Source organism: Stieleria magnilauensis, from assembly GCA_007753675.1.
GTDB lineage: Bacteria > Planctomycetota > Planctomycetia > Pirellulales > Pirellulaceae > Stieleria > Stieleria magnilauensis.
Genome location: CP036432.1, coordinates 10,211,718 through 10,226,846 on the forward strand (window position 1 = coordinate 10,211,718; position 15,129 = coordinate 10,226,846).

14 protein-coding genes, 1 tRNA gene and 1 pseudogene are annotated in these 15,129 nt (G+C 58.0%); 10 read left to right on the plus strand and 6 right to left on the minus strand.

Going from position 1 to position 15,129, the window contains the following annotated elements; genetic code table 11:
- The first annotated feature begins 146 nt into the window (after positions 1-146).
- From TBK1r_RS39365 to TBK1r_RS36130, 9 genes are all read left to right on the plus strand, one after another.
- Positions 147-1,679 (plus strand): hypothetical protein, encoded by a 1,533-nt coding sequence (locus TBK1r_RS39365; RefSeq protein ID WP_419580731.1) that lies wholly within the window; start codon positions 147-149, stop codon positions 1,677-1,679.
- 152 nt (positions 1,680-1,831) lie between these two features.
- Positions 1,832-3,370, plus strand: a complete 1,539-nt coding sequence (locus TBK1r_RS36095) for a HEAT repeat domain-containing protein (protein ID WP_145220893.1) — start codon at positions 1,832-1,834, stop codon at positions 3,368-3,370.
- A 314-nt stretch (positions 3,371-3,684) separates the two neighbouring features.
- Positions 3,685-4,263 carry a hypothetical protein gene (locus tag TBK1r_RS36100; RefSeq protein ID WP_145220896.1) on the plus strand — a complete coding sequence of 193 codons (579 nt, stop codon included), beginning with the start codon at positions 3,685-3,687 and terminating at the stop codon, positions 4,261-4,263.
- Between the two features lie 333 nt (positions 4,264-4,596).
- A complete protein-coding gene (locus TBK1r_RS36105) occupies positions 4,597-4,842 on the plus strand; it encodes a helix-turn-helix domain-containing protein (protein ID WP_145220899.1) in 246 nt (81 codons plus the stop codon).
- Positions 4,832-6,508: a DnaB-like helicase N-terminal domain-containing protein gene (locus TBK1r_RS36110; RefSeq protein WP_419580732.1), complete on the plus strand. Its 1,677-nt coding sequence runs from the start codon at positions 4,832-4,834 to the stop codon at positions 6,506-6,508. Before TBK1r_RS36105 ends, TBK1r_RS36110 begins: the two co-directional genes overlap by 11 nt.
- 168 nt (positions 6,509-6,676) lie before the next feature.
- Positions 6,677-6,886 (plus strand): hypothetical protein, encoded by a 210-nt coding sequence (locus TBK1r_RS36115; RefSeq protein WP_145220904.1) that lies wholly within the window; start codon positions 6,677-6,679, stop codon positions 6,884-6,886.
- Position 6,887: 1 nt separating this feature from the next.
- Positions 6,888-7,307 (plus strand): helix-turn-helix domain-containing protein, encoded by a 420-nt coding sequence (locus TBK1r_RS36120; RefSeq protein ID WP_145220907.1) that lies wholly within the window; start codon positions 6,888-6,890, stop codon positions 7,305-7,307.
- Between the two features lie 108 nt (positions 7,308-7,415).
- Positions 7,416-7,811, plus strand: a complete 396-nt coding sequence (locus tag TBK1r_RS36125) for a hypothetical protein (protein WP_145220910.1) — start codon at positions 7,416-7,418, stop codon at positions 7,809-7,811.
- On the plus strand, positions 7,808-8,122 hold the full coding sequence (locus TBK1r_RS36130) for a hypothetical protein (RefSeq protein WP_145220913.1): 315 nt from the start codon (positions 7,808-7,810) through the stop codon (positions 8,120-8,122). Before TBK1r_RS36125 ends, TBK1r_RS36130 begins: the two co-directional genes overlap by 4 nt.
- A 498-nt stretch (positions 8,123-8,620) precedes the next feature.
- Here the strand turns inward: TBK1r_RS36130 and TBK1r_RS39370 are convergent, their stop codons facing one another.
- Positions 8,621-8,866: a hypothetical protein gene (locus TBK1r_RS39370; RefSeq protein ID WP_419580733.1), complete on the minus strand. Its 246-nt coding sequence runs from the start codon at positions 8,864-8,866 to the stop codon at positions 8,621-8,623.
- Between TBK1r_RS39370 and TBK1r_RS36135 the strand changes: the two are divergent.
- Positions 8,786-9,682, plus strand: a pseudogene (locus tag TBK1r_RS36135) (tyrosine-type recombinase/integrase); the annotation flags it as partial. The gene TBK1r_RS39370 and the pseudogene TBK1r_RS36135 overlap by 81 nt on opposite strands.
- 179 nt (positions 9,683-9,861) lie before the next feature.
- Here TBK1r_RS36135 and TBK1r_RS36140 read toward each other — a convergent pair.
- The 5 genes from TBK1r_RS36140 to tnpA form a co-directional block, all read right to left on the minus strand.
- A tRNA-Ile gene (locus TBK1r_RS36140) sits at positions 9,862-9,935 on the minus strand.
- Positions 9,936-10,192: 257 nt separating this feature from the next.
- Positions 10,193-11,167, minus strand: coding sequence for a hypothetical protein (locus tag TBK1r_RS36145; protein WP_145220916.1), 975 nt, complete (start codon positions 11,165-11,167; stop codon positions 10,193-10,195).
- 892 nt (positions 11,168-12,059) lie between these two features.
- Positions 12,060-13,883 (minus strand): IS66 family transposase, encoded by a 1,824-nt coding sequence (locus TBK1r_RS36150; RefSeq protein ID WP_145207195.1) that lies wholly within the window; start codon positions 13,881-13,883, stop codon positions 12,060-12,062.
- Between the two features lie 112 nt (positions 13,884-13,995).
- The gene (gene tnpB, locus TBK1r_RS36155; protein ID WP_145207196.1) at positions 13,996-14,346 is read right to left on the minus strand and encodes an IS66 family insertion sequence element accessory protein TnpB; all 351 of its coding nucleotides are present in this window, start codon (positions 14,344-14,346) and stop codon (positions 13,996-13,998) included.
- On the minus strand, positions 14,343-14,699 hold the full coding sequence (gene tnpA, locus TBK1r_RS36160) for an IS66 family insertion sequence element accessory protein TnpA (protein ID WP_145207197.1): 357 nt from the start codon (positions 14,697-14,699) through the stop codon (positions 14,343-14,345). Before tnpA ends, tnpB begins: the two co-directional genes overlap by 4 nt.
- Positions 14,700-15,129 lie beyond the last annotated feature (430 nt).

A 15,129-nucleotide genomic window follows, 5' to 3' on the forward strand; every position in this document is an offset into this window, starting at 1 on the left:
AGTGGCCGTAAATCCCATGAATTACGATTCGGGCGGAAGTTCGACCGAAATGTCACTCCCCACAGACTAGCTGCACGGGATAGAATCGACAAGCGAAAACGTGTTGACGCGACGGCAGCTCGCCTCCTTGGGACCCACTTAGCGGCATGATCGGTTCATTTTCTCAGCCCTGGCCAAATCGCCACCGTAGCCCGGCCTACGGCTCCCTGGCGTACCGAACACGGGTGTGGTGCGTGCTTGCCGCCGCGGCTCACCTTTGGGGGGGCGGCGGTCTGGGGACCGTTGGCCTGCAGACCGTTGCGATCGGCCAAGAACCGGTTGCTGCCCCGGAAATCCGCACCACCGCCCAGACTCCGGCGGCCCAGACGCCAGCCGCACAGGCTCCAGCCGCCCAGACGCCACCCGCCGGCACTCCGGTCGCCGACGAGGTGGCCGAACAGGCCCGCCGACTCGTCGATGGGCTGCGCAGCGACCAATTCGCCGTCCGCGAACTCGCCTCCGAACAACTGTTTCGCCTCGGTCCGGCCTGCTTGCCGATCCTGCGAGCGGTCCGCCGCCAAAGCAGCGACACCGAACAATCCGACCGCTTGGACCGCATCATCGATTCGCTGGCCAAGCAGAACCTGGAATCCCGAATCCGCTCGTTCTTGCAAGGCGGACCGTCGGAGCTTGAGAACTGGCCCGAGCTGGAAAAGTGGTTTGGCGATTCGCCGCGAATCCGCGAGCTGTTCGTCGACCTGTATCGCGAGCACCCCTACTTGGTCGATGCGCTCGGTGGCACCCCCCAACAACTTTCGATGGGACTCTCGCGGGTGCGCCGCCGGCTGATCGAACGCGGCGTCGGCCCCCGCGAAACCCCTCAGCGCGTCGACTTGATCGCGCTGCTGTTGCCGATGACGGATCCCAATTTTCAAGCCGGCCCCCAATACGATCTGATCGTCGCGTCGCTGTTACAGCTTTACCCCGCCAACGACTTTCGAAAGGATGCCGTCTTCGGCGAACCCTTCACGCGAATGGTCGCCAAGTGGATGTCTCGCAGCGACATGAGTATCCGCGAACAGGTGCTGCGTCTGGCGTTGCAGTGGAAGATGGATATCGGTCTGACGCTCGCCGTGGAAACCCTGAAACAAAACCCGGATCCCATTTTGCTGTGCCGCTGCATGCAAACGATCTCGCGACAGGGGACGCGTGAGCATGCGGTCTTGCTGGCCGCGTACATCAACGACCCGACCGTCGTTTTCCAAAAACGCTACCTGGGCGTCCGCGGCGGTGAAGTCCAGGTGGGCGACGTCGCCGCCGCCTCGATCGCCCTGCTCAACTCCGTCCCGGTCACCGAAATCGGCTTCGCCGAACCCGCCGAACACCCGATTTTTGGCATCATCTACGAAGAGCTGGTGGTGCCGTTGAAGGTGCCGAAGAAATCCGCCAACGGTGACGCCGACAGTGACGCCGACGACGGCAGCAACGACGACAATGACGGGGACACGGCGGAAGCTGCTGACGACGAATTCCTGGACGAAGACGACCTGACGCCGCTGCAACCGGGCGACCTGTCGCCCAAGGAAATCGCACGCCTGATCGAACACGCCAAGCGGCGGGAAGCCGCCCGAGTGGAAATCCGCCTCAGGGCGCTCGAGCTTGTCCCCTCCGCACCGGCGGAAGCTCCCCAAAAAAGCTGACAGCGGAACAGACGGCGGACCGAACGACGGAACAGACAGCAGAGCGGGCGGCAGAACCGGCAGTGGCGGGGGACGCACCTTGATCGACCGCTGCCTTCCGGTTATCACTCCGAAGCTGGAAGCTTACGCCACTTTCCCGGACCTTTTTTGTCGTGTCGATCCAGCAGACCACCACTTCGCTCCTCGGCCGCGACACCGACCCGGTCGCCGCCGGCTACCATCTCCGCGACCTGGCAACCGGCGATGCCGCCTCCGCCGTCGCCATCCTGTCCCGTCTGGCCGGTAACCGGGACCGCTTGGCCGAGTCGGACCCCGCCATCATCGGCGCCCTACTGCGGGTCGTGCACACGCTGCTGGTTCAAGACCGCTCCGAGTCGTCGCTGGAAATCATCGGCTCGCTGACGCCGGAGGTGATGGAGCAGATCGACGACTCGCTGCCACCGGAAACCTCCAATCGCCATCTGCTGTTGCACCTGTTGACGATGGCCCGTTCGCGCGAGTCGCTGCAGGTGTTCGTCGAGATCTTAAAGCAGCGGCCGCCGACGGATTGGATGGACGCCGCACAGATGCTCAGCCCGCTGATGCAACACGACGATTGGCCGGTCGACGCCGTGTTCCCTGCCGCGCTGGAGTGCCTTTCCGAACCCGCGCTCGCCGCCTCGCTGCTGGACCTGGCCAACTACCTGGTCCGTCACGGTCGTGTCGCCGAGCACCCGGCTGCGGGCATGCTCGACACGCTGACCGCACTGCTCGGACAAGTTTCCAGCCGCCTCGGATTCTTTGAAGACAACCCGCGTGCCTTCGGTGACGACGTGCCGACGGTCCAGAAGCGGCTGGCCGAAGCGGTCGCGCTGGCGGTCGCGTTGTGCGATTCGCTGGCGTTGATCGGTGACGAGTCGGCGATCGGAAAACTGAACCAAACCGTCTTGCTGCGACACCGGCGGGTGCAGTGCGAAGCCGCCGGGGCGCTGGCGAAACTTGGCGACGAAGAAGGCCGCAAGCGATTGATCGAACTCGCCGGCGATCCCGCCGCCCGGCTGCGCGCGATCGCCTACGCCGACGAACTGGACTTCGGCAACGAGATCGACGAAACCTACCGCACCCCCGACGCGACGGCGGAAGCGGAGATGGCGTTGTGGCTCAGCCAGCCCCATCAAATGGGCGTGCCGCCGACCAACGTCGAAGTCGCCGCGTCGCGGCGGTTGCTTTGGCCCAGCTTCGACGATCCGGTCGACGTGACGTTGGTGCGGTTCGAATACAACATGGGCGAGCGGGGCTACAGCAACATCGGCATGACCGGGCCGGCGGTCTTCACCATGGCCTGCGACTTGGCGGACATGCCGATCGACGACATCTTTGCGATCTACGCCGGCTGGCACGCCGACCACCAAGACATCTTCTCGGTCCCGACCGAAGCGATGAACGAAGCCCAACAGCGCGCGATGGAGACGTTCCAACAACACCTGCAACACCTCGGCTACGAAGAACTCAAACCCGTGCTGCTGGGCCTGTTCCTGGACGAGCGGGCCGGCGTGTTCACCGCGACCCGCGAAGGCACCGCGTGTGTCGTCATCACCGACGGCTTAGAAACGATCGACCAGGCGACCGCCGGACGCAGCCGCCCGTTGAGCGGCGAAGACCTGTTCAATCTGTACAAGGGACGCAAGATGCTGCGGACGTTCAATCCCTAAGACCCGTCCAAATAGGGGTGGCAGGACTACGCGGATGCTGGGAAAAACCGGGTCCAAACCCGATTCAACGGATCGCGGCACACAAATAGGCACACTTTCGCCCGAAAATGCCCTTCAAATCATCCGCTCGGATGAGCGTTTAGCGTCCCTGGTCGAGCGCTGGCCGGACCTTCCGGAAGACGCGAAGCAAGCAATAATCAACGCGGAAAATCTCTCAAGCCGGTAGTGGGTAGCTCCCACGTCCGCCCAGTGCGTCACGCGTATTGCTCCGCGCGAGGTATCTGGGCGGACCGGCTACTTTCTGGAGCAATGTCATGGCAAGACGAAAAGCCACACCGGCGGAAGACGCATGGAAAGAACGCTACGCGAAATATGAAGCCCAATGTCACGAAGCCGCCAAGATCGAAGACGAAGCGGAGAAGGCCGCGGCATTCGAGAACTGCAATCGCGTCTATCGCGAATTGATGGCGAAACCCGAGGCACCGAAGCCGCGTACCGAGCCGACCATTGAAGAATCCGCGTTCATGGACATTGAGGTGTTCCTATTTCTACACGGTCAAAATCTACCCAAGACCGAACAGTACGCATGGCGGCAATGGCTCAACGCGGGCGGAACGCAAAAGCCACCACCAACGCGTGACGACGAATTGACGCGACTTGTGGAGCTATGGAAATGGACAGCACCAAGCACACCGCGCGCACGGCCTAGTTCCAGAGGCCGCAAGCGCGAGTATGACCCCGACAACGACGCGGAGATTGCTGATCAATGGCAGAAATCGAAAGAGGCGGGAATCACAAAACGTGACTTTTGCGATGACCGAGAGTTGAGGGTAGAGGCGTTTGACAACTTGCTGGATCGAGTGCGGAAAAGGCCAAAAAGCGATTCGGAATAAATGCAGCGAATTATTCCGAATCGGAGTTTTGTTTTCTTGATGCCGTAATTCGCAGGGCGAAAATGGATTCGGATTCGGATTAAATCAATTCCGTTCCGAATCGCCCTTTCAATGTTGCCTCCTTCGAAAAGGCAACGCAATGAAAGAACCAAATCTCTGGCCTGAGTGGATGCAGGTCGAAACCGCCGCCCGATACGCTGACGTCCCGCCCGGAACAATTCGGCGATGGATCAAGCGTGGTTTGGATCACGTGAAGATTGGAGACTGCACGCCGTCCATCAAGCGGACAACGCTCGATAAGTGGATGGCCGAAAAAGCATCGGAGCCAGTTTCATGCTGAAAGCGGCCGATCTTGCCGAGCCAAACATCGTGGTCGCTGTCGAGCCGGTCTCGGTTTCAGTTTCCGACGCCGGCGCGATACTCGGCGTCTCAAGCCGCACGATCGAAACACTGGTCGCCCGCGGAACGCTTGAAAGTTTCCGAATCGGCAACCGTCGATTGATCGCGGTTGAAGACATCCGCGATTATGTCGCCCGCCAACGAACGCTCACGCGGAAGGGGTCACCCGATGAAAATTGAGCCTCTCCGTGTGCCGAATCGATCGACAACCGGCGCGATCACCGAAAACACGGGCGAATATCGCAACGGTTCGCGTCCCACGGGGACTAATCAACCTTTCGATGGCGAAGCGGAACGTGCGGTTCTTGGTTCGCTGCTGATCGACGGTCGAATCGAAACGGCACAACGCGTTTTCGGTCGCTTGTCGCCGCGTGATTTTCATGATGACGGCAACCGATTGATTTTCACGGCAATGTGCGATCTTGCGGTCGATGGCAAGCCGGTTGACGTGGTGTTACTGGCCTTAAGATTGAAGTCGCAAAATCGATTCGATCGCGTTGGCGGGGCGAGCTACATCGCGCGATTGTCAAATGCCGTACCGTCGGCTGCGATGGTCGATCACTACGCGGACACCGTTTCGAAACACGCCCAAAGCCGCCGACTAATCGAATCGCTGCAACGGGCCATTCAAGACGCTCAGGCTTCACCCGATGACCTCACGGGCATTGCGGCATCGCTTAGGGCAAATCTCGATCAAGTTGTCGCAGCGAATCCCGACGGCGAATGGGAAAGACTGTTGAGCGCCTACGGCATCGATCCGCCTTGGACGTCTGCCGAGCTTGCGACCGCCGACATCGTGACGACGTATCTGGTCGAAAACGTCCTGGTTGCGAATCAGTCTTGCGTCATTGCCGGCGGCTCGAAGGGCATGAAGACGACATCGGGCATCGACCTTGCGTTGTCACTCGCGACCGCTCGCAAGTTTCTTGGTCGCTTTTGGATCCCGGATCCGAAACGCGTTTTGTTTCTGTCTGCCGAATCAGGGGCGGGCACCATTCAAGAAACAGCATTGCGAATCGCAAAGTGGAAAGAACTTGATCTTGCGACCGAGGCGAATATGCGTTGGGGGTTTTGGGTGCCGAAGGCACGCAACGCCGAAATGCTCAAGATTCTCGGCAAGCAACTTGATGAAAGCCGCGCCGAAGTGTGCATCATCGATCCGCTCTATCAGGTTCTCGCGGGCGAAGACCAAAATAATCTAAGTCTGAACGGGCAGCAAATCACAATTGTCACCGACCTTTGTCTTTCGCGCGGATGCACGCCCGTCTTGATCGACCACGTTAAGAAATCAAGCGAAAATGCTCGCAGCTATCAGCCGCTCGAACTGAACGACGTCACCGGCGCAGGGAAAGCCGAGAATTTTCGTCAATGGCTGTTGTTGTCGCGCCGTGAGCGCTTCGAGCCGGATCACCCGATACATCGCTTGTGGATGACCGTCGGCGGCTCGGCGGGTCATTGCGGGGCTTATGCAATCGACATCGACGAAAGCCGCGACGAAGACGGCAGCCGGACGTTCGCGGTCGAAGTGTCAAGCGCCAGCCAAGCACGCGAGCACGATCGCGCCGAGCAGGAACGACAAAGGGCTAACGCTCAGGCAAAAAAGGATGCCGAGCGGATTCGGCTCAGCGTCAGCAAAATCCGCAAAGCGCTGCCCGTAGATGAGCATTGGAGCAAAAACCAAATCAAGAACGCGACCGGATTGAATACCGGGCAGGTCAGTTCCGCTATCGCTCACCTGCTGGACCAAGGGGAGATCCAAACCGGGCGTTACAAAAACGAGACCGGACCCTGGTTTGAGGGCGTGAAATGGACCGAGAACGCCACCCATTTAAGGAGCACCAAATGAAACCCGGACGAACCCGGACAGAACCCGGACACGAACCCGAATCCGGGTTTGGAACAATAACCCGGACGGACCCCTTTATTAAGAAGGGTCCGGGTCCGGGTTGTTGTTGTTACCCGAGCGAATCCGGACGGTCTGGATTCTTGGTCCGGGTTCGACGGAGTTGAAGCGATGACCAAAACGACTTACCGAATCGAGGACGCAACGGCGCGGCCGGTCTTCGTCATCCGCTGTCGCGCCGATCATCAAGTCATCGATGAATTGAGAACGCTTCGGGGCCTCAGGTGGCTCCTAAAGCGTTTGGGCCGAAATTACGGCTTGCGGGTGGTCAGCATTCAAACCGAGCGCCACGAACCGACCAGCCCCATGGAGGACAACTGAAATGCCACAGTACACCGACCAGGAAATCATCGATGCGATTCGACGAAGCGACGGCACCGCCCGAGCAGCCGCCCGCGTTCTCGGATGCCATCGCGAGACGATTGCACGCCGCGTAAAGGATTCCTCCGCGATCGCGGAAGCACTCCGCGAGGCGAACGACTGCACGACTGACGAAGCCGTTGGGCAACTCAAGCGGGCCATCAAACGCGGCAAGGCTTGGGCGATCAAGTTTTGGCTTGCAACCCAGGGGCGGCACGCAGGTTTCACCACATCGATGACCGCCAACGCGGCAGACCGATCGGCCTCGGTCATCATCGTGCGCGACCAATCGCAAATTCCCGAGCCGACGGGCGACGGGATGCAAATCATCTTACCGGACAACGGGCGCGGCGGCTTACGCACTGACCAAGCGGAGACATGATTAACGACACTGAGGTTGATTAACGTCACGGGCGACAGGGGTCTTTATGATAAGCCAAGTGCCAGTGGAAGCGGACAAAATCACTCGCGTTACAGGAGCGGCAATTAGATGCAATTGAGTGTGCACAAAATCAAGCCCGGCGAACCACTGCCTGAGCCGAAGGATTCAGAGCAACACATCGTTTTCACGCAGGACGATCTCGACGAGCTTCGACACGTCGTTGGCGATGAGCTCTGGGATAGCTACTACGAAACCCTTCCCGCATTGCTCAAAAGGCTTGGCGATCAACTGCGGACGAAGCTGAGAAACGCCGAGCGGGAAAAACGCTGGCCGATCTCAGATGAGATGCTTCAGACCGCCCGCGAATGCTTACCCGCAACAATGAACCTTTGTGACCATGATGAGGATATCATTGACCCGAGAACCGCGACGGTCACTGAGCAACCTTTCCCGGGGCGTCGCGACAGCAAGATTTCACCTCCAAACCCACAGGCAAGATCATGAACAAAGAGAATCTATTATTTGGCGTCCTGATGCTGTTCATCGGCCTATCGATCGGGGCAACTAGCACGCCGAACGAATACGATCGGGCGTGTCAGAATTTCATGGCTGAAACGCGAGCAGCACAGGTGGTGATGAAAGACGACAAACGCTGGGAGGCCGCAAGAAAACGCGGTGAACACTGGCTATCCATTATGGAGCAGTTCCGGCCAACTGCGGCAGCACCGCAGCAGCAGCCACTCCAACGTGGCGGCGAAGTCACCGATCCCACCCTCGATAAAATCCGGCAGGAGTTCCCCAACTTTGGCCGATAGTGTGCCGCATGAAGTATCGGCGAAAGCCTCGTACCGAAAACACTTGTGAATTGGCTTTTGGTTCGCGTCCATGATGGGCTGAGCAACGCTGGTAGGAGCCAAAAACATAGGTCGAACTTGACACAGCGATGCCGAAAGATAATCTTGGAATCGCCGTCGTCTTGGACTTCAAACCGAAACGACTTGGCCATCGCTTGTAAATGCGATCGGCGACGAAGCAACAATCTCACAATTCTTCAATCATTGAGAAACGTCAACGGCGAATAATTTGTGGGAGCAATCCCGAGCTTTGATCTGGCATAGGCCAGCTAGCGACGGACCCGACCGGGCGTGAGATCCCGGTTTGAAGCAGGTTATTCGCCGTTGGCGTGCGCGGTCCACTCAAGCCGCAAAGGAGCAACCATGGCATCGATTCGAACTGAAGCAAACGGGCGGTCGAGTGTGCTTGTGATCCAGCGTGACCGCAAGACCGGAAAGAAACGCCGCCGGACAATCCGCCTACCTGAAATGAAATCCCGAGCGGTTGAAGACGCGGCGGAGCGGATCCAAGAACTGGTCGATCGGTATCACGATGGCGAGACACCCAGCAAAGCGGCGCGGCATTGGCTTGACGGGCAACCGGACGTTTTGCGCGATCGCCTGGAACGATTCGGAATCGTCGAAATGAGCGCGGAGAAGCGGGATGCCATTGAAGCCGCCGAGCAGGGCCAGCGTGAGGAAACGAATAACATCACGATTCAACAACTCGCCAAGCGTTTCCTAGACTTGAAAAGCAATCAGAAGAAGTCGACGATTCTGACATTTGAGAACGTCATCGCGAATCTAAAAACTCACTTCGGAAGCAATCGGTTGATTCACACGATCACCCCTTTCGATGCGGAGAAATTTGCGACTTGGTTGGCGACGAAAAGCAACCGCCGCGATACCGCCCAGAAACGCAAGTCACTTTCGAAGGCAACCGTCGGGAAGCGTATCGGAATCGCTCGGCAAATTTTCAAGACCGCGATCAAGATGAAAGTCTTAACCGAAAACCCATTCGCTGAAGTGAAGGCGGCTAACGCGATCAACCGAGACCGCCAAGTGTATGTCTCGGTTGAAGACATCAACCTTTGTTTGGAACAAGCCCCAGGCCAACAGTGGCGGACAATCATCGCCCTTTGCCGATTCGGCGGACTCCGCAATCCATCGGAAGTTTTGCGACTGCGTTGGATCGATGTTGATACGGTCAACTATGAATGGATGATCGTTCACAGTCCGAAGACCGAGCACCATGAAGGCAAAGAATCCCGCCGCGTTCCGATCTTCGGTCAACTGCAGAAGGAGCTTGAAGCATCTTGGGACGCTGCCGAGGAAGGGGCCGAATGGGTTGTCAGCGAATACCGTTGCCCGTCGCAAAACATGCGTACCACGTTTCAGCGAATCATCAAGAATGCTGGTCTGGCCCCTTGGCCAAAACTGTTCCAGAACTTGCGGGCGTCAGCGGAAACCGACTTCATCCGGGCAACCGGCGGAATGACCAAATTGGTTGCCGAGTGGATGGGCCACAGCCCAAGAATTTCGCTGGTCCATTACGACATGACCCACAAGGCCGCGCAGGAGGGTGCCATTGCCAGCGTCAAGGCGTTTTTCGCGGCACACGATACAGGCACAGCAATGGACCGAAACAGCCCGCAAGCGACCGAAACCGAAAGTGCAACATGCGAAAAACCCCGTAAACACGGCGTTTCAGGGCAAAACCATAGGGGTGGCAGGACTCGAACCCGCGACCAAGGAATTATGAGTTCCCTGCTCTAACCGACTGAGCTACACCCCCGGTGTCGAGGGCAGATTCTAGCCCAAATCCGAGTCCGTTCGAAGCCGTACAGGGCCGTAATGCGCGCGGAATCCCTGACCAACCAAATTTTGACCAGCATCTCCTCCGCGACAAACCCGTCGGGAACAGAGCACGCGTGCGACCACTGAATCGTGTTCCGAAAGTGTGGAGCGGACGAGGTAACCCACCGATGGCAGCGCGAACCCACGGATCACCTTCCCGGCGGTCGTTGGCACCGACATCCCGGCTCTTCCCAATCATTCTGCCATCCATCGACCGGCATCCGCAAAACAGTCGGCAGTGCTAATTCGTTGAGAGCTGACGCTGACAGAGACCCTCTGCGGGCCTTCAGCCTTGGCTGCATTCGGACCAGCCTTCTCCTGACGTTCGACTGCAAGTTCGGACCCGATGAACTCTTCCATCGGTTCATAGTATTCCTCGACCGACCGGATGTAGGTCTCCAGTCGTATTTGTGCAGGGCGTGCGGTGACGTAGTTCGCCGGCTCGATCCAGACCCAGACGTTCAACCAGAACAGCGTCAATACGCTCACGGCGATCAGCAATTGACCGACACTCTGTGCGAAATTGAAGCTCCAAACCAACCGGATTGCAATCAATACCAGGAAAACTGCGACACTCCAGGATGGGCCTTCATGCATCACCCACTGCAAGATCAACGGGCTTACCCAAGAGGGACCAGGTAGCCAGTGGTCCGATGAGTTTGGCTGGTGCTGTTCGATCATCCCAATCAACCGATCGCTTGACGCATGGACGTGGATTGGAAGCCCAAAAGCGTCCCAACCAAGCTGGAAATGGACCACCATCTGCAGCAACAGTGCCACCACGCCCGTTCCGATCAACAAACTTCGAATCGAAAACTGAACGCGAATCGCCAAACGCGCCGCAATGCCACCCATCAATAGCCACAGAAGAACAAATGACACGCCGGTTAGAATCCAGTGCTGAACCGATTCTGAAACGAGTCCAGCCGGCCCTGCTCCTAAAAACAAAACGCTAAGGCCGACTCCCAGGAAGTACAATGCGAACAGCCAAAGAACGCCCCTGGTGTTCGGGCTTGGGCGTCCAAAGAGAATCCAGAGTACGGTCAGAACAATCGTTGTCCCAAGCGCGCTTGCAAACAGCGAAAGCGCGATCATGCTCGCCGCACGGACCACGGCACCAGCCGGCGTCGGTTGGCTTTGATTTACGCTGGCGGCAGCTCTCTTTACCACCGCCTCCCACCGAGTCGCGTCCTTGACGCTCCGATGCTGTCAGCTTGCTAACTTGACCGCGTTCTCGTTCAAGATCTGATCTGACCTCCAAGAGAATGCGTCGCATTTGGTAGGTGATCGTTTGGTATCGTGTCAGCTTGTCTGATCGTTGATTGACTTCCCTGGGAAACAGAACCGCGCGGACATCCTCGTCCGCTACGTCTTTAGCAACGTCCGATGTATACAACAAACAAGGTTCATGAAAGATCAGAGCCGCCGCTGCGTACAGCCCGGCATCATCAGGGTGTGCCTTGAGGATGCGATCCACCGCTTCTTGCCAGAATTCATACTGGCGATCAGGGTATGATTCCGCCGGCGTACGCATGTCGACGCCGACCCCGATCGTTGCGAGTGAGAGCGTGTGCAGCGAAGACGCAAACTCTTCGGATCCAGGACGAGCCCTCCAATACAGATTCACAAACCCGAACAGCAAAAGTATTGACAGCAAGCCGATCCATACGGTTGCAGCGCCGACGCAAGGTCGGACGCGATGCAACGGACGTCGAATTTGCTCGCGGATTCCCATCGTCGCAATCGTACCAGTTCCGCGGCAATTGCCCAAAGGGAATCAACAACATCGCCTGGGGATATCGATCGTAGACCGGCAGCTTTTGGCAACCCATTTCGTTTCTCTCCCTCTGGGAGAGACGGCGTTTGCGCAGCAAGCACACGCCAGAGAGGGCCCACGTCGCAAGAGACGCCGCAAAAGACTCGGCGCCTTGCGCTACGATCAAAACCATCACTGATACAATGAACGTCCCTTGGCGAACCGAGCCGAGTGATCCTTTTTTCCGACCCATCGTTTCTGCCAGACGACAACAACCGCTTCGTCGTAACCGTACACCAGAACCAGTTAGCGACGTCTGGTTGACTTGTTGAGGAGGCGGCGGCGGGCTCGGCGGGTGCGTTTGCGGTCGGCGGCTTGGCGGCGTTCGTCCTGCCTGTACTCGCGAATCGATTCAGGGTGCTCCGCTTTCCATGCGTGGGGAGTCAGTACGGACCAGTCTGTCTCGCCGGCGAGCGCCCTCCGTAAGACATCGTCCAAGTACGCTCGCACGTCCAAGTCGTTGCGGATCGCGCTGCCGATGATCGTTAGCAGGTTTGCTGCTCGCTCTCCTGAAGCCACCGAGCCCTTAAAGAGCCAGTTCTTCCTTCCCGTGGCGACGCGTTTCATCAACTGCTCGCAATCGTTATTGTCCAGCGGAATCGTCGCGTCCTCGGTGAAGCGGCACAGTGCTTCCCAGTGACGTCGCACATAGCCAGCCGCCACACCGAGATTGCTCTTGGGAAGAACCGACGGTGACTGCATCGCTTCGCTGTCGAGGTACTCCGCGATCTGGTCGAGAACATGACGCGATAAGCTTTGACGTCGCGCAAGACGCGCTGCATCGTCAAGCTCCTTGATCTGGTCTTCTACGTCGTAAAGCATCCGAATCAGCGACTCCAACTTCGCCACTTGCAGAGGGAACGCACCGCGACACTCATCGATCTTGCGACGCGCATGCGCCCAGCATGCCGCGAACGTGATTCGCGAGTCACTTCGTAGATCGATCTTTTGAAAACCCGACCAGCAGTCTCCTAGGACGTTGCCTTTAAAATCACTCAGTACATCATCCGGTCCATCGCGGTGACGACTCACCGTAAAATCGAACACCACCACCGGAAGACGTGAGGCGTAGTAGCCCCACATGTTTGCGTTGATGCTTGGCTTGCCGGACTCGATCGCATTTCCAAGCACTTCGCCGATCCGCTTGCCGCGGGGATGTTCCGATAGGTCAGGCATGGCCTTCGGTGTGATCAACAACACACCGGTGTCGTCGCAGCCGACCGTGCGATCGTGCTTCAAAACGCTTCGCAAGTAATCAGCAAGCGGACGAAGCGCGAACTCGACGGCCGTTTCGATGTTCCCCAATGTGCTGCGACTGGGCGTCCAGCCACTGCCGGCGAACAGATCTTGCTGACGATAAAACGGCAGGTGATAGAAGTATTTCCAGGCCACAACTTCGACTCCAATCGAGGCGTCAAAGCGATCGCCTTCGACCAGACCGGTGGGACGCTCGGGAGTGACGATTCCTTGTGATTTGTCGGTCGGGTGAGCGTACTTGGCATACTTGGTCACCCGGACTTTCAGTTCACCGGCGGTGCTTTCGAGCGTCTCGACTTCGTCATAGCCGATCAGGATGAGGCCTTTGCGTTGGGCTTCGGGCAGGTCGACGATCTTTTCGTATCGCGGCAAGTGTTCGGGGAACTTGCGGTCGCTTGGTTCCGGACGTTTCTTTCTGCGTTTCTTGTTTGCCTCTTCGGCGTCATCGACAATCTGTTCGGCCTCGCGAATGGCTTCTTCCAGCGCGCTGACCACCTCGGGCGTGGGCTCTTCTCCGAGATCCAAAAACAACTGGCCTTCGCCATCGACGCGTCGTTCACTCTTGCGCCCGTAGAGTTGTTTGAGCAGTTTTTCGATCTTCAGGTTTAGCTCGATGACCTTCTCGTCGAGCTTGTCGTGATCGGCTTTGAGTTCCAGGACGCTATGAGCTTGCTCCTCGATCAGCTTGTCTTTGAGCGATAGCTCGGTGGCCTGCTTGCCAATGATCTGTTGATGTTCGCCGACCTGCGATTGCAGCTCTGCAATCAGTTGATGGCAAGCGTCGATGTCGTTTGGAAGAGGCTTCGAATTCATGATGGCGACATTATAAATTTCACTCCAAATCGCGCAAAGCAAGGCGCAAAAAAACCGACTCCGCGAAACAAATTTCGTGGAGCCGGTTCGTTTCGAGTCGATTGGCGATGGGCTAAGCTGCCATTCGTTTGCGTCGGGTCTTGGCCGCTTTCAGTGACACTCCTGCGATCCACATGGCCAGTTCGACGTTATCGATCACGATGTGCGAGCTGCCGTCCTCTGCCTTTGGTATTTCGACGGTGCCTTGTTCGAGCCTTCGATACCAGAGCGTCAGTCCGCCGGTTTCCCACCACAGGGCTTTGATGCGATCGCGTCTGCGATTGACGAACAGGAACAACGAACCATCGGTCACGCTGTGATTCATCGCAGTGGTGACGATGCCGGTCAGTCCGTCGAAGCCTTTGCGAAAATCGACCGGTTCGGTGCAAAGATAAATCGGCACACCGGAGGGCAACCCGATCATGGCCGGGCCTCCGGCTGTTGGCTTGGTTGCCGATCCGTCGGGACCTCCACGCGGATTCGAATGCCGCCGGGAAGTTCGATGGTGGTGCAGGCAGTCGCCGGGCCGACGACCCGATCAGGCTCGCCAGCCTGATCGCCGGGCAGGCCAGGTAGGCGAAGCGGCACGAACTGGACGTTCGGCTCGCCTGGCTCTGGCTCGAGGAGTGCTGGCGACTGGCGCAGCTTTTTCTTCCATTGATAGAAGGACGGCTGCGAGACGCCTTCATTTCGACAGAACTGGGCGACGGTCATTCGCGAGCGATCAAATCGACGCAACCGTTCCTGCCAAACCTTGGCAGTTTTGGATCGGGGCATGAGTTTTCTCCGTTTGGTGAAACGAAACAAAACCCACCACGGTAAACCCCGCGCCTACAACGGTTCTGGTGTACGGTTACGCTTCGTCCGCGAAGTGAAAAACCTCGAGCTGTAACGTGGCAGAGGCATCCTACCTCTCAAAAAACAAGCTGAAAGCTTGCCCGACGTTCCGAAACACCCGCGGCGGAGCAAACCATCGCGGGTGATTTCATTAGACTTCATCGAAGAACGCCCAACCGGCCTGTCACCTATCACCACTGGGACCGCAGCGATGGCGTATCCTTCTAACTTCTGTGACAACGCACTTGAAAGAGCAGCGAAGAACGTGAGACAGGGTGCACGGAGGGTGTTCCGGCGTCGGCCGCCGGAGCAGTGAAGCAGACATTCTAAAGCCGCACCGTTTAAACGGACTGGCTGAATACCGAAAACA

What these genes read in the sequence shown, in the direction of transcription:
- TBK1r_RS36110 (WP_419580732.1), top strand. Translation starts at nt 4,832, where the DNA reads ATGAAAATTGAGCCTCTCCGTGTGCCGAATCGATCGACAACCGGCGCG.
- TBK1r_RS36130 (WP_145220913.1), top strand. Translation starts at nt 7,808, where the DNA reads ATGAACAAAGAGAATCTATTATTTGGCGTCCTGATGCTGTTCATCGGC.
- TBK1r_RS36125 (WP_145220910.1), top strand. Translation starts at nt 7,416, where the DNA reads ATGCAATTGAGTGTGCACAAAATCAAGCCCGGCGAACCACTGCCTGAG.
- TBK1r_RS36100 (WP_145220896.1), top strand. Translation starts at nt 3,685, where the DNA reads ATGGCAAGACGAAAAGCCACACCGGCGGAAGACGCATGGAAAGAACGC.
- tnpB (WP_145207196.1), bottom strand. Translation starts at nt 14,346, where the DNA reads ATGATCGGGTTGCCCTCCGGTGTGCCGATTTATCTTTGCACCGAACCG.
- TBK1r_RS36105 (WP_145220899.1), top strand. Translation starts at nt 4,597, where the DNA reads ATGCTGAAAGCGGCCGATCTTGCCGAGCCAAACATCGTGGTCGCTGTC.
- TBK1r_RS36120 (WP_145220907.1), top strand. Translation starts at nt 6,888, where the DNA reads ATGCCACAGTACACCGACCAGGAAATCATCGATGCGATTCGACGAAGC.
- tnpA (WP_145207197.1), bottom strand. Translation starts at nt 14,699, where the DNA reads ATGCCCCGATCCAAAACTGCCAAGGTTTGGCAGGAACGGTTGCGTCGA.
- TBK1r_RS39365 (WP_419580731.1), top strand. Translation starts at nt 147, where the DNA reads ATGATCGGTTCATTTTCTCAGCCCTGGCCAAATCGCCACCGTAGCCCG.
- TBK1r_RS36115 (WP_145220904.1), top strand. Translation starts at nt 6,677, where the DNA reads ATGACCAAAACGACTTACCGAATCGAGGACGCAACGGCGCGGCCGGTC.
- TBK1r_RS36150 (WP_145207195.1), bottom strand. Translation starts at nt 13,883, where the DNA reads ATGAATTCGAAGCCTCTTCCAAACGACATCGACGCTTGCCATCAACTG.